Origin of the sequence: Alicyclobacillus fodiniaquatilis (assembly GCF_042678105.1) — a bacterium.
Taxonomy (GTDB): Bacteria; Bacillota; Bacilli; order Alicyclobacillales; family Alicyclobacillaceae; genus Alicyclobacillus; species Alicyclobacillus fodiniaquatilis.
In genome coordinates this window covers 1-14,282 of record NZ_JBHUCX010000075.1, presented here as the reverse complement: position 1 = coordinate 14,282, position 14,282 = coordinate 1, and the positions used below count along the sequence as shown (strand labels likewise).

The 14,282-nt window shown below is 53.1% G+C and carries 14 protein-coding genes and 1 other RNA gene; 8 read left to right on the top strand and 7 right to left on the bottom strand.

Going from position 1 to position 14,282, the window contains the following annotated elements; translation table 11 throughout:
* Positions 1–91 precede the first annotated feature (91 nt).
* Positions 92–913, bottom strand: coding sequence for a pyrroline-5-carboxylate reductase dimerization domain-containing protein (locus ACFSB2_RS18900; protein WP_377944651.1), 822 nt, complete (start codon positions 911–913; stop codon positions 92–94).
* 218 nt (positions 914–1,131) lie between these two features.
* Here ACFSB2_RS18900 and ACFSB2_RS18895 point away from each other — a divergent pair, with 218 nt between their 5' ends.
* From ACFSB2_RS18895 to ssrA, 8 genes are all read left to right on the top strand, one after another.
* Complete coding sequence (locus ACFSB2_RS18895; protein WP_377944650.1) at positions 1,132–2,319, top strand: phosphoglycerate kinase; 1,188 nt, start codon at positions 1,132–1,134, stop codon at positions 2,317–2,319.
* Positions 2,320–2,430: 111 nt separating this feature from the next.
* The gene (tpiA, locus tag ACFSB2_RS18890; protein WP_377944649.1) at positions 2,431–3,201 is read left to right on the top strand and encodes a triose-phosphate isomerase; all 771 of its coding nucleotides are present in this window, start codon (positions 2,431–2,433) and stop codon (positions 3,199–3,201) included.
* Positions 3,198–4,781, top strand: a complete 1,584-nt coding sequence (gene gpmI / locus ACFSB2_RS18885; RefSeq protein WP_377944648.1) for a 2,3-bisphosphoglycerate-independent phosphoglycerate mutase — start codon at positions 3,198–3,200, stop codon at positions 4,779–4,781. The genes tpiA and gpmI overlap by 4 nt, the downstream gene beginning before the upstream one ends.
* Before the next feature lie 102 nt (positions 4,782–4,883).
* Positions 4,884–6,164, top strand: coding sequence for a phosphopyruvate hydratase (eno, locus tag ACFSB2_RS18880; RefSeq protein WP_377944647.1), 1,281 nt, complete (start codon positions 4,884–4,886; stop codon positions 6,162–6,164).
* 53 nt (positions 6,165–6,217) lie between these two features.
* On the top strand, positions 6,218–6,454 hold the full coding sequence (secG, locus tag ACFSB2_RS18875) for a preprotein translocase subunit SecG (protein ID WP_377944646.1): 237 nt from the start codon (positions 6,218–6,220) through the stop codon (positions 6,452–6,454).
* A gap of 189 nt (positions 6,455–6,643) precedes the next feature.
* Complete coding sequence (rnr, locus tag ACFSB2_RS18870) at positions 6,644–9,823, top strand: ribonuclease R (protein ID WP_377944645.1); 3,180 nt, start codon at positions 6,644–6,646, stop codon at positions 9,821–9,823.
* Between the two features lie 159 nt (positions 9,824–9,982).
* On the top strand, positions 9,983–10,453 hold the full coding sequence (smpB, locus tag ACFSB2_RS18865; protein WP_377944644.1) for an SsrA-binding protein SmpB: 471 nt from the start codon (positions 9,983–9,985) through the stop codon (positions 10,451–10,453).
* Positions 10,454–10,726: 273 nt separating this feature from the next.
* Positions 10,727–11,102, top strand: a transfer-messenger RNA (tmRNA) gene (ssrA, locus tag ACFSB2_RS18860).
* Positions 11,103–11,194: 92 nt separating this feature from the next.
* Here ssrA and ACFSB2_RS18855 read toward each other — a convergent pair.
* The 6 genes from ACFSB2_RS18855 to ACFSB2_RS18825 form a co-directional block, all read right to left on the bottom strand.
* Complete coding sequence (locus ACFSB2_RS18855) at positions 11,195–11,476, bottom strand: hypothetical protein (RefSeq protein ID WP_377944643.1); 282 nt, start codon at positions 11,474–11,476, stop codon at positions 11,195–11,197.
* A gap of 137 nt (positions 11,477–11,613) precedes the next feature.
* Positions 11,614–11,955: a hypothetical protein gene (locus ACFSB2_RS18850; protein WP_377944730.1), complete on the bottom strand. Its 342-nt coding sequence runs from the start codon at positions 11,953–11,955 to the stop codon at positions 11,614–11,616.
* A 461-nt stretch (positions 11,956–12,416) separates the two neighbouring features.
* The gene (locus ACFSB2_RS18840) at positions 12,417–12,902 is read right to left on the bottom strand and encodes a DnaJ domain-containing protein (protein WP_377944641.1); all 486 of its coding nucleotides are present in this window, start codon (positions 12,900–12,902) and stop codon (positions 12,417–12,419) included.
* Positions 12,903–12,938: 36 nt separating this feature from the next.
* Positions 12,939–13,367, bottom strand: a complete 429-nt coding sequence (locus ACFSB2_RS18835; protein WP_377944640.1) for a hypothetical protein — start codon at positions 13,365–13,367, stop codon at positions 12,939–12,941.
* A gap of 25 nt (positions 13,368–13,392) precedes the next feature.
* Entirely contained in the window at positions 13,393–13,932 is a 540-nt protein-coding gene (locus ACFSB2_RS18830) for an NAD(P)H-dependent oxidoreductase (RefSeq protein WP_377944041.1), read from the bottom strand.
* 44 nt (positions 13,933–13,976) lie between these two features.
* Positions 13,977–14,282, bottom strand: a 306-nt coding sequence (locus ACFSB2_RS18825; RefSeq protein WP_377944639.1) for an HlyD family secretion protein, incomplete at its 5' end; no start/stop codon positions are given.

Below are 14,282 nucleotides of genomic sequence, written 5' to 3'. Positions count from 1 at the left end.
CAAAATCGAACATATCTTGGTGTTTGCGGCTCTTGTCAAACACCAGATATGCTCATTGATTCATTCAATTGGATGGATTTTCGGATGTCCCCTAGGCTCTTGAAGAAGAGAGCGAATCTGGTAATGAGGAATGCGCCCCGTGCGACGAGAAGTGAGTGGTTTCGGCATGCAGCCGAGCAAACAGTCTCTGCGGTGCATCCTCCATGCTTTCAATGCCTCGTTCTGTCACGCCGCCAGGAACGCGAATTCGTCTGATCACGTCGTCAAAGCTCATCCCCGCCTCCAACAGCCCCGCCAGTCCGACGAGCATATCTCTGATCAATTTGTCGGCGGTAAGGCGATCCACGACACCTGTCTGCGCTGCTGCCTGCGCCCATCCCTGGCATATGGTCGAGAGGAAGGCCGGGCCGCAACTGGCGATGTCGGAACAGACACGCACTTGTCCTTCGTCTACGACACAGGGTTGCCCTATCTGCCCTAACCGATTTTCGAGCGCTATGCTGCTTTCTTGCGGCATTTGTCTGGGATAGGACAGCAGAATGACGCCACGCGCCACCGTTTGTGTGAGGCTGGGAATCAATTTGACTGGCGTGGCGGCCGTGATCGTGCGCCAGTGGTCAAGGTCCACACTGCTGATGGTCGTCACGAGCAACTGGTTGTTGCGCAAGAGGCCGCCGTTTTCTTGCACAAATGCCAATCCATCTTTGACTTTCGTGCACAAAAATACTGTGTCAACGCGTGAAATGAGGCTTTGCCACTGGTCGCAGATGACGATGTTTGTGTGGTCGGCGGCCACACTTTCTGCTTTCACGCGGGATCTGTTGTAGATATAGACGACATCCGGGGCGGTCTGGGCGAAGGCACGTGCGAGCATGCCGCCCATTTGTCCAGTGCCAATAATTCCGATTTGCAAGGGTCGTCACCTCCGCGAAATCTTCGCTGATTTTCATGTCTATGTTTCAAACGTCCGTTTTAGTCTACAATGAGCCCAACTGCTGTCGGGCATTCTGTCTTGTAATACGCCCATGGATTTGGATGAACTTTTATGCGCACCTTTTTGTGGCTTGTACTTGTCTGGTACAATAGAATACAGTCATTGCACGTATCGTCGTTTGACAGGAGGCGCAAGGAGTGGCAAAGAAGACGATTGAAGACATTGAGTGGCAGGGAAAGCGGGCATTGGTGCGGGTGGATTTTAACGTACCGATGAACGATGCGGGTGAAATTACAGATGACACACGCATTCGCGCTGCACTGCCGACGATTACATACCTGAAAGAACACGGGGCACGTGTCATTTTGATGAGCCACCTGGGGCGGCCAAAGGGAGAGCGTAATGACAAGTATTCGTTGCGTCCGGTGGCTGAACATTTGCAGGGACTGCTCGGCGAAGGACATGTGTCTTTTGTTGATGATTGCATCGGGGAAAAAGTGAAAGAAGCGGTTGCCGCTCTGCATGAAGGCGACGTTCTGCTTTTGGAAAACGTCCGCTTTTATGCTGGCGAGGAGAAAAATCGCGCGGATTTGGCTGAAGCATTGGCTGAGCTCGGGGATGTGTTTGTCAATGACGCGTTTGGCACAGCGCATCGGGCGCATGCTTCCACCGCAGGGGTTGCTGATTATCTGCCGAGCGTCGCAGGCTATCTGATGGAAAAAGAAGTCGGCATTATGGGCGAAGCGCTGGCAAGCCCGAAACGTCCGTTTGTCGCCATCATTGGCGGCGCGAAAGTTTCTGATAAAATTCAGGTGATTGAAAATCTGCTGCCGAAAGTGGATGCGCTCTTGATTGGCGGCGGCATGGCGAATACATTTTTGGCGGTGCAAGGTTACGACATGGCCAAATCGCTCGTCGAAGCGGATGCGCTTGAGACGGCAGGCAAGTTGCTCGAATTGGCCAAGCAGCACGGCAGTCGCCTGTTGTTGCCGACGGACGTCATCGCGGCTAAAGCGTTTGCCGCAGATGCAGAGCATGCGGTACGCCAAGTCAACGAGATCGAGGCGGACGAGATGGCGTTGGACATTGGGCCAGATAGCATCGCTTTGTACCAAAAAGAAATCAAATCTGCCAAAACGGTCATTTGGAATGGTCCAATGGGCGTATTTGAAATGCCGGCCTTTGCCAAAGGGACGTTTGCCATCGCCCAGGCGATGGTGGAAGCAGACGCAACGACTATCGTCGGCGGCGGCGATTCGGTGGCGGCGGTGGAGCAAGCCGGGGTGGCGAGCAAGATGTCGCACGTGTCCACAGGCGGCGGCGCATCGCTGGAATTCCTTGAAGGCAAGGCTTTGCCTGGTGTGGAGGCCATTGCCGACAAGTGATTTGAAAGAGCCATGTCGGCTTTGTTGGGCGTGACAAATTGACACTTTAGCGTTGCCGCATATCTTTTTGTTCAATTTGCGGGACGCTTACTTCTGAAAGGTGGGACAAAAATGGCTAGAACACCATTGCTGATGGGCAACTGGAAGATGTACAAGACCGTTGCTGAAGCCAGGCAGTTTGCTGAAAATTTGGGTCAGCGTTCCGCTGATTTGGTCAGTGGGATTGATTACGTAGTCTGCGCACCGTTTACATCCCTGCACGTGTTGCGTGTGATGTTGCCGGCTCAAGTGAAAATTGGCGCTCAGAACGTCTATCCAGAAACAGAAGGCGCATATACAGGTGAAATTTCACCGCCGATGCTTGTCGAGTTCGGGACGCAATATGTCCTAGCTGGACATTCCGAGCGCCGCACGCTGTTTGCTGAAACCGACGAATTGATTGAACGCAAAGTGCGCGCGATTGTGGAGCACGGCATGGTGCCGGTGCTGTGCGTCGGTGAGAATCTCTCGGAAAAGGAAAGTGGCAAGACCAACGACATTGTCGCAGCGCAAGTTCAAAAAGGACTTGCCGGGCTGCAAGCGGACCAAGTGGCCGCAGCGGTCATCGCGTACGAGCCGGTTTGGGCGATTGGCACGGGCAAGACAGCGACCGCAGAAGACGCACAGGTGGTCGCCAAGGAGATCCGCCAACTGGTGGCGGCGCAGTTTGGTGAAACTGCTGCGGCATCTGTTCGGATTCTGTATGGCGGCAGTGTCAAGCCGAATAACATTGCGTCGTTCCTCGCTCAACCGGATATTGATGGCGGGTTGGTTGGCGGCGCTAGCCTCGATGCCGCGTCATTTGCCGATATGGCCCAAGCCATTGGAGGTGCCGACGCGTGAGTGATGCCAATTTCACCCGCAAAGACCGTCCCAGCGGCAATGGTCCTGTTGCGCTCATCATTCTCGACGGCTTTGGCTTGCGCGACAGTGAGCAGGGAAATGCGGTCAAACTCGCGAAGACGCCCACGTTTGACAAGCTGTGGGAAACCTTCCCGCACACGCAGTTGGAAGCGAGCGGTGAAGCTGTCGGACTGCCGGATGGGCAGTTCGGAAATTCGGAAGTTGGCCATTCGAACATCGGCGCTGGCCGGGTATTGTACCAAGATTTGACCAAAATCAGCAAGGCGATTCGCGATGGCGACTTCTTTCAAAATGAAGTGCTCAAGCGCGCCATCAACAAAGCCGTCCGCAATGACAAGACCCTGCACATCTGCGGCCTCGTGTCAGACGGCGGCGTGCATAGCCATATCGAGCATATCTTGGGGCTTTTGCGGATGGCGGCAGGTAGGGAAGTGCCGAAGGTCGTGCTCCACGCGTTCCTCGATGGCCGCGACACCAGCCCGAAAACTGGCGCCGGGCACATTGAGCGCGTCGAAGCGCTGATGAATGATCTCGGCACAGGCGTCATCGGCAGCGTCATTGGCCGCTATTACGCGATGGATCGCGACAAGCGCTGGGAGCGCGTCAGCAAGGCGTATGACGTCATGGTACACGGTGAAGGCGAAGCGACACAGGATTTGGTTGGCGCCATCCGCGCCAGTTACGCAAAGGATGTCACCGATGAATTCGTCCTGCCGCTGGTTCATGTGGACGAATCAGGTCAACCGCTCGGCAAAATTGCCGACGGCGACGTGCTGATTTTCGCCAATTTCCGGCCGGATCGGGCCATTCAATTGTCGCAGGCGTTCACCAATGACGACTTCGACGGCTTCGATAGAGGCGCAAATCCGCCACATGTCCATTTCGTTTCCATGACCAAGTACAGCGATTCGGTCGGCGGTGAGATCGCCTATCCGCCAGATCGGCCGACCAATACGCTTGGTGAAGTGGTGGCAAACGCCGGGCTCACGCAGTTGCGCATCGCGGAGACGGAGAAGTACCCGCATGTGACGTTCTTCTTTTCCGGCGGCCGCGAACAGGAATTTCCGGGTGAAGAGCGGGTGCTCATCAACTCGCCGAAAGTGGCGACTTATGACCTGCAGCCGGAAATGAGCGCGTACGAAGTGGCGGATGCTGCGGCAAAGCGATTGAAATCGGGCGAGATCGACGTCATGATTTTGAATTTCGCGAATCCGGACATGGTCGGGCATACTGGGGTGCTTGAGGCGGCCATCAAGGCTTGTGAAGCGGTCGATACCTGTCTTAACACCGTGCTCGAAGCGCTTAACTCCGTCGGAGGGACTGCCTTGGTCACGGCCGATCACGGCAATGCCGACGTGATGGTGCTGCCAGAGTCGGGTGAGGTCTGCACGACGCACACCACCAATCCAGTGCCGCTCATCGTCACCAAAAAGGGGATTTCGCTTCGAAGCGATGGCATTCTCGCCGATTTGGCGCCGACGATGCTCGCGCTCTTGGGTGTTCACCAACCCAAAGAGATGTCTGGTACATCTTTGTTGGTTGACTCGCCGAACGCCTGACACAACGAAGTGTTCGCTTTGCGTTGTCATTGTGCTTGGTGAAGTATATATGCGGACCACCTGGTCCCAAACTAAAAAAGTGTTGAAAGAGGAGCGACTGACATGTCAGAGATTTTTGATTTACACGCACGTGAAGTATTGGACTCCCGCGGCAACCCGACGGTTGAAGTCGAAGTGGAATTGGAAAGCGGCGCAATTGGCCGGGCCATCGTGCCATCCGGCGCTTCCACAGGCGCACACGAAGCTGTAGAACTGCGCGATGGCGACAAGAGCCGTTACCTCGGCAAAGGCGTAGAAAACGCAGTGAAGAACGTCAACGAGATCATCACGCCGGAATTGATTGGTGAAGAAGCGCTGGATCAAGTGGCGATTGACGAACTGCTCATCAACCTCGATGGCACCAACAACAAGGGGAAACTCGGCGCCAACGCGATTCTCACCGTTTCCATGGCGGTTGCGAAGGCAGCAGCGGCTGAATTGGGCATTCCGTTGTATCGCTATCTCGGCGGGTTCTACGCGCGCACATTGCCGACGCCGATGATGAACATCTTGAATGGCGGCAAGCACGCGGACAACACGGTTGATATTCAGGAATTCATGGTTGTGCCGCATGGCGCGCCAACGTTCCGTGAAGCATTGCGCATGGGTGCGGAAATTTTCCACAACCTGAAGAGCGTGCTCAGCAGTAAAGGCTTGGCAACCACAGTTGGCGACGAAGGCGGCTTTGCGCCAAACTTGAAGACAAATGAAGAAGCCATCCAAATCATCGTCGAAGCGATTCAGAAGGCTGGATATCAACCGGGCAAAGACGCTTCCATCGCGCTGGATGTCGCTTCCACCGAGTTGTACAAAGACGGCGCATACCACTTCGAAGGCGAAGGCGTCACACGTTCTGCTGACGATTTGATTGCGTATTACGAGAAGCTCATCAGCCAATATCCTATCGTTTCGATTGAAGACGGTTTGTCTGAAGACGATTGGGATGGTTGGAAGAAACTCACCCAGGCAATTGGCGGCAAAGTGCAATTGGTCGGCGACGATCTCTTCGTGACGAACACCGAACGCTTGCAACAAGGGATTGACAAGGACATCGCCAACTCCATCTTGGTCAAGGTCAATCAAATCGGCACACTGACCGAGACGTTCGCTTGCATCGAAATGGCGAAAAAGGCGCGTTTCACCTCCGTGATTTCGCACCGTTCCGGTGAAAGCGAAGATACGACCATCGCGGACATCGCCGTAGCGACCAACGCGGGTCAAATCAAGACTGGCGCACCGAGTCGGACGGATCGGGTCGCAAAATACAACCAGTTGCTGCGCATTGAAGAAGAGCTCGGCGCTGCTGCTGTGTATGCAGGGAAATCCGCGTTTGTCCAACAATGATATTCGTGGTACACTAGGCACCGGAATATACGTGGAGTGGAGGTGACAGACGGATGATGTTCGCAGCCAAGATTGTGCTTTTGGTCTTGTGCGTCTTACTCATATTGGTCATCCTACTCCAGTCGGGCCGTAGTGCGGGTCTATCCGGTGTAATCACCGGGGGTTCGAACCAAGTCACGAACCGGAGAGCCAAAGGACTTGACCCGTTTTTGGGAAAAGTCACAGTGGTGCTCGCGATTCTGTTTTTCTTGGTGACGATGTTCATTGCGGTGTTGTACCATTTCAGTTGACGAGACGAGATAAAGGGGGTGTCGCCAAGGAAGGCGGCACCTTTTTTTCTATCACTTTGCCCTTGAAAAAAGTTCCATGCGAATGTGCGCCGTTTCATGTGTTTTGTGTCCATACTAGGGATACGTTGTTTGCGCACTGACTGCGGACAAACTGTATCCGGGCGGTAATGAATATGAGGTGAACTTAGCATGCAACGGGAAGACATCCTGGACTATATGGAAAGCGACATTTACAAACCACTGACCGTACAAGAGTTCAGTGAGGTGTTTGACCTCACCAGTGCAGACGATTTTCGCGATCTCGTCAAGCTCCTAAACCAGCTTGAAGACGAGGGCGTGATTATCCGCTCGCAGACGAATCGCTACGCCTTGCCCGAGGCGATGAATCTGGTGGTCGGCAAATTGCAGATGAAGGCGCGCGGCTACGGGTTCGTCATTTCTGAACAGACGGGCGAGTCGGACGTCTATATCCCGTCCCATGAAATGAACGGCGCGATGAGCGGTGACAAGGTGATGGCGCGTGTGGAAGGGCAAGGCAAGGGCGGTCCACACCGTGAAGGGGTCATTGTCCGCGTGGTGGAGCGGGCCAATGAACACATCGTCGGCAAAATTACGATTTATGAGCATCACGCTTTTGTCGATCCAATTGACAAACGATTTCAAGAGGACATCTTCATCCCCAGTGCAGAGATTCATGAAGCGCACGACGGCTATATTGTCGTGGTGGAATTGACCTCCTTTCCATCGGAGACGCATGGACCGGTCGGCAAAGTTGTCGAGGTGCTGGGGCATCCGGACGAACCGGGGATTGATATCCTGTCCGTCATTCGCAAATATGCGCTGCCGGAAACGTTCCCGGAGAAGGTGCTCCAAGCGGCCGAAGCGATTCCGATTGAGATCGACCCCGCGGAAATCGCCGTACGCCGGGATCTGCGCGAGGAAGTCATCGTCACCATCGACGGCGAGGACGCCAAAGATCTCGACGATGCAGTGCATGTCAAGGAACTGGAGAACGGCAACATGCTGCTTGGCGTCCACATCGCGGATGTCGGCTACTATGTAAAACAGGGTGGGACGCTGGATAAAGAGGCATTCCGGCGCGGCACCAGCGTCTATCTCGTCGATAGGGTAATTCCAATGCTGCCGCAGCGGCTGTCGAACAACATCTGTTCGCTCAACCCGCGCGTGGACAGATTGGCATTGTCTTGCGAAATGGAGATCGACGACCAAGGCGTTGTCGTCAAGCACGACATCTTCCCGAGTATCATCAAAACCACCGCGCGGATGACCTACAACAACGTACGCAAAATCCTGGTCGATCACGATGAGTCCCTCCGCGCCGAATATGCGCCGCTGGTGCCGATGTTTGAACGCATGGAACAATTGGCCTTAATCTTGCGCGAAAAGCGGATGCGCCGCGGCGCTGTCGACTTTGATTTTGAGGAAGTCAAGATTGTCGTCGATGAATTGGGGACGCCGCTGGACATCGTGCCACGGCAGAGATCGATTGCGGAAAAGCTGATTGAGGAGTTTATGTTGGCGGCCAACGAGACGGTCGCTGAGCATTTCCATTGGCTGGGCGTGCCCTTTGTCTACCGTGTGCACGAGGAGCCGGAAGCGGATAAGATGCTGGATTTAAACGTCTTTCTCCACAATTTCGGCTATCACCTCAAAGGCGTCGGCGGACGCAGCGTTCACCCGCGCGCACTGCAGGCGGTGTTACAGGAAGTGGAGGGCAAGCGCGAGGCGCGGATGATCTCAACTGTGATGTTGCGTTCTATGCAGCAGGCCAAATATCGACCGGATTGCAGCGGACACTTTGGTCTGGCGGCAGAATACTACACGCACTTCACCTCGCCCATCCGGCGCTATCCCGATTTGACCATTCATCGCATTATGCGCGAAGTGTTGACTGGTGGCATGTCAGATGAACGCGAGGCCAGTCTGCGTGAATTTGTCGAGGAAGCGAGCCGTCAATCGAGCGAACGCGAACGCCTGGCGCAGGACGCAGAGCGCGAGGTCGATCAACTCAAGATGGTCGAATACATGCAGTCGCACATTGGCGGAGAATTCGACGGCATGATTTCCAGCGTCACGCAATTTGGCTTGTTCATCCAATTGGAAAACGGCGTCGAGGGGCTCATCCACATCAGTACCTTGGCCGACGATTACTATGCGTTCAATGATCGCCAGATGGCCTTGATTGGCGAGCATACGCGCCGCGTGTTCCGTTTGGGTGATCCGGTGCGGATTGAGGTGCTGCGCACGAGCAAGGAAGATTTGCAGATTGACTTTGCGCTTGTGGCGCATTACCGTGAGGGAACGTATATCGGTGGCAGTGGGAGCGAGGCCATCGTCTACGATGAAGATTTATCACCTAAGGAGCGACGCCGTCGCATGGAAGAGAGAAAAGAGACAGCAAGTCCTGCATCACAGCGGGGCAATTCAGCAAGTTATCGAGGTGGGCGCGGCGCTGGCGGCCGTGTAGAAGGTGGCTTTAGCCGCGACGGGGTTCGCCGCGACGCGGAGCCGCCCGTGCAAGATATGCCGTATGACGAGTGGGATGAAGATTTTCCGGATCCACGCGAAGCGCGCGAACAGGACACGGCGGAACGGGAAGCGGAGCATGGTGGTCGGCGGGATCGAAATGGTCGTGGTAGCAGCGGTCGTGGCGACTGGCAGGAACGTTCGCGCGGTGACCGTGGCGCCGGGTTTAGTCGTGGTGGCCGAACAGGTAGCGGAGAACGCGGACGCCGCAGAGCTGGACAAGGTGCGGGTGCTGGAGATGACCGGCGCGGCGAGGAACGCGGAGGCTACCGTGGTGGCGCTGGCCGCCGGGAGGAAGGCGCACGAGGTGGCCGTGGATCCGGACGCGGCGAGGAACGCGGAGGTTACCGTGGCGGCGCAGAACGCCGGGAAGAAGGTAGTAGTCGAGGCGGCCGTGGATACGGACGCGGTGAGGAACGTGGAGGCTATCGTGGCGGCACTGACCGTCGGGAAGAAGGTAGTAGTCGAGGCGGCCGTGGGTACGGACGCGGTGAGGAACGCGGAGGCTATCGTGGGGGCGCTGACCGTCGGGAAGAAGGCGCACGAGGCGGTCGTGGTCGAGATCGCTATGAATCGCGCGGTGAGTCGCGTGGCGATTTGGGCAACCGTGACAGCGGTACACGGGGTGAGCGCTACGGGGGCGATGATCGCCGAGGAGAGCGTGGAGACAGACAGGGAATCAGCCGTAGCGAGGGATTTCGCGCGCAAGGCAAGCGCCACAAGGGTGGCGTAAAGGCTGGTGCAAAATCGGCAGCGCGCAAGTCGGGTGGCCGTGGCGGCTTTGGCGGCGGTGGAGCAAAGCGCAAGCGACGCGGTGGTTGATGAGTGTTGCTGTGATTGCTGGTATAGTCGCAAATGCGCGACGTGCTCGCCTGTGTGAGCGCGCTATGGACGGCGGACATCTTGTTCACATGATGCAATCGTGCTAAGATTAAAGCTACGCCGTTTGGCAAATCTTTGATGAACGTTGGAGTGAGTGGCATGGCCAAGTCAGGTGAAGGTAAAATTCTTTCACAAAATCGAAAAGCGTACCACGATTTTTTCATCGAGGAGACGTTTGAGGCTGGCTTGGTGCTCACTGGAACGGAGATCAAGTCCATGCGCAAGGGATCGGTCAGTTTACGGGACGCATACGCGCGCGTCGAATATGGTGAAGTGTGGCTGCACAACATGCACGTTGCGCCATATGAGCAGGGCAATCGCTACAACCATGAACCATTGAGATCGCGCAAATGTCTGCTGCACAAGAAGGAAATCAGTCGGCTGCTTGGTGCGGTCAGGGAACAAGGGTACACGTTGGTGCCGACGAAGGTGTACCTGAAGCATGGATTCGCCAAGGTGGAATTGGGCTTAGCGAAGGGAAAAAAATTGCACGACAAGCGCGAGACGATGAAAAAACGGGATGCGAATCGCGAGATCCAACGCGCTTTGCGCGAGCGGCAAAAAGGCTAAGGGTTCAGTAGGATGCGATTGTGCTTTGTGTTTCACGTGGAATGGCATAGATGTAAATCTTTATCCAAAGATGCCAACAGGATTTGGTTGTCAGCTGCATTGCTGCGTGGTAAGCTAATTGATGTCGGAGCGATAAAGCGGAAGGCAAGATTGATTCCCGAAATGTCGTCGCTGACATGAAAAAAGATGATTTAGTTTCATCCATAAATGAGAGGTTGCCAGGAAAACAAGCAAGACCGTCCATGCATCTCGTCGCATGAGACCCCAAAACGCGGGGGCGTTTTGGATTCGACGGGGATTGTTCGAGCATGTACGGCGGGCCGTGGGGCTGCGCACACGTTAATCACGCGGAACTTCTTTAACTGGCAAAGCTAATCGCTTTACCTCAAACAGCAGCAACCTCGCCCTCGCTGCCTAATTAGGTAACGAGGCCGTTACATCGTGTGTCGCCTGTGCACACTTTGTAACGTCAACTTAGCAGGCTAGTTAGCGGTCATGTTCGTGGACCGCCAGCGAAACTTGAACGAACTTGCCTGTTCGCCAGCGTGATCGTCCGCGGGCGGCAGGGACTCTAGTTGACGGTCTACGCCCGTAGATGTGCATGTAGCGAGGTCTTCGGACGCGGGTTCGATTCCCGTCGCCTCCACCATGAAAAACCACGAACCGATTAACAGGTTCGTGGTTTTTACTTATTTATAGGATTTACTTGATTTCATGGTAAATTATGAAAAGAAATTCTAGTCATTTTGACATTGATGAAATAGCAGCCAGAACCATTGTCCTTAGCTGTTCCTTGCCTACGTCTCTTATGTTGATCCATCCACGGGCGTCTACCTTAAAATCCGACATATATCTTCCACATAAGTAGCCGTTTCCAGTAGGCGGATAAAGTTCGCGAACGATCACCTTGCCCTGTTTGCGGCTGTTGGCATAATAGAAGTTAACTCGTCCATCGGGCAATTCCTTTTTGTTCAGTTCCGGAAACGACTGCAGAAACTCAATCTTTTGTGAGAATGTCATCATCAGTAGCCCCCCAATGTTCCCTGTGTGTCAAATTGCATCTTAACTTCGGTCATATGCTTTTTCAAGAAGAGGTTTAGCCTTCTCTAAATCATTCATCGAGCGAATCGTTATTTCCAGGTCGCCTGTGCCCCAGTGACCTAGCTTGTCAACTTCCCTAGCCACGCCCGTGATTTGCCAATCCATGTTGTCTGTCTTGTAGATATATAAACCAGGAAGTCTTTCTTTTGGGGCTGGATAACCACGGTAGCAACGTTACGAATACGTTTATATGCTTCGTAGTATTTCAGTCGCTTTACCTGGATGTCGTTAAGTGCCAGCATGTAGTCACGAAATGCGGTATAAACGTCCAAGAGTTCACCTTCAAGCTGGTCAGCGAAATAAGCAAAGTCTTTCAACGTTGTGGAAGCTGGATTCACACTTGGCGTATGTGGTTTTGTATCTGCTATCTTTGATGATTGTGGAACATTCACTCGTTCCAAAAGTAGAAATTCATCACCATACCTTTTGTATCGGAGAAGAGCGAGTTATACTCGCGACTGGCCGGTTTATCGGCGAAGGATTTGACGATGAACGTCTAGATACCCTTTTTCTTGTTCTTCCAATTTCTTGGAAGGGAACATTGCAACAGTATGCAGGACGGTTGCACCGTGTTTACGACCTAAAGGACGAAGTTCAAATTTATGACTACGTTGATGACTATGTTCCCATGTTATCGCGTATGTACTAGAACAGACTTAGGGGATACCAAGCGATGGGTTACACAGAGCGGAACTCATGATTGGTTTTGTTATGGTGTTTTGGCGCAAGATCATGGATACTGTGGATATCAGCATGGATCTGGACGGAGGTGTGCCGCATGGCGGTTGACAAAGACGCTTTACACAGAATGATTGACAACATGTCTTTCGTAGTAAACCCAGTCTCTTTGCAGAGTCTGGGTTCATCTAACTTGTCTCACTAAAACCAAAGCAATAAAGATCATAACAAGCGCACAGACAATCATCAGCACCAACATTAAATTCAATTGGAACTGCTTATCGTCTATTTCTTTATTTGGATGATCCGGTTCTCGAGACTCATGCTCAATTTGAGCAACCTCGTGCTTTTTCAATGTTAAATCATAGGTTCGACGCGCATGTGGATCCGAGAGAATCCGATAAGCGTGGTTAATCGATTTAAACACTTCCGCTGCGTGCATGTCGCCCGGATTCTTGTCGGGATGCCACATTTTCGTCAGTGCGTGATATCGGTGCTTCAAATCGTGCAAGGAGTCATCCTGACTGATGCCAAAAATGTCGTAATACGTAGCATCTAACCGATTTTTACACATGCCACATACAGCCTGATGCAGTTTTTCAGGGTTCACCCTGTTCATAGTACGACAAAAAGGACAAACGTGAATGACTTGGCCTTCATCATGGTCCATCAAGCACACATCCGTTAACCGTTAATGGTGATTGCGTCACTCTTCTTTATTTTGCATCGAACGCAGCGCCGAACGGTATACTTCATCTTCGCTCAGATTTTCTTGTTGTGCTGACTTCTCGAATTCTCTTGGTCCATCTGGTTTGAGTTTTTGACGTAAGGCCATCCGGTAATGTCCGTCTGGCATTCTGTTATCAGAAATCGTACTTTCTGAACGAGACAGCGCTTTGCGAGGCGGCTGACCATTCGGCTCTTCAATGGGCATCTCTGTTGTGCCCTGAACCGGTGATTCTGGCTCAACAGCGAGTGTGTCTGCTTGTCTCGTCACTTCTTGTGTTTGTTCCATGTGTTTTTTGTCGTTTGTTTGGTGTTCCTTTTCTTCACGTTTCATGAAGCGAAGGTTCAAAACGACGATGAGTATACAGACAATGACGATAACAATGACAAATACCGTTAAAAACCCCATACATGTCACCCCTTTTTCGGAGTACTTATCCCACCATCTTGGCAGTAATTTCAGCAACTCTTCTCCCTAAAGCTCTGCCCAGGGCCAAATCAGTTTCAGTAGGCATATTCAGCGGTGCATCTTCAGAAAGCTCAACGGGGCAAGTAATACCGACCCCATAGTAAGAACCGTACATCACATTTTCTGGAACATTTGGTGGTAGTCCAACAATAATCATGCCGTTATGCAACATCGGCGTGATGAGATTCCAAAGGGTCATTTCGATACCGCCATGCACAGTCGCTGTCGTACAAAAAGCAGCGCCAACCTTGCCCACCAATGCGCCCTGCGCCCAAAGATAACCCAGTTTGTCGATCCACTGCTTAAGGTCAGAGCTGATGGTGCCAAAGTGTCCTGGGCAGCCCCAGATGATGGCATCCACGTCCGTTAATTCTCGAATATCCGCTGCACGCACGTGACGAAGAAGGACATCGGTCCCCGTTCCTACCTGTGCACCTTCGGCAACCGCTTTAGCCAATGCCTCTGTGTGTCCAATTTCACTGTCATACACTACATATATTTTCATCATGCATCCTCCATCTAATGAAAACTAGTCGCACCTCGTGTACATTACTTGTGTATACGAACAGTTGCACTCATACCTGGAACTAGACCGCTTGGTACCCCTTGTAGCGTAATCGTAACGGGAATCACTTGCGTCACTTTCGTGAAATTGGCATTTGTACTGTCTGATGGAACCAGGGAAAATGAGGAAGCTGTCGCCAGACCAATTTGACTGACAGTGCCTGTAATGGAGGTGCCCGGATATGCATCTACATAAACGTCGACGGCGTCGCCAACCTTAACATCTTGGATCTCTGTTTCTTTAATGTTTGCAGTGACATACAGATTGTTCATGTTGTACGCAACAGCAAG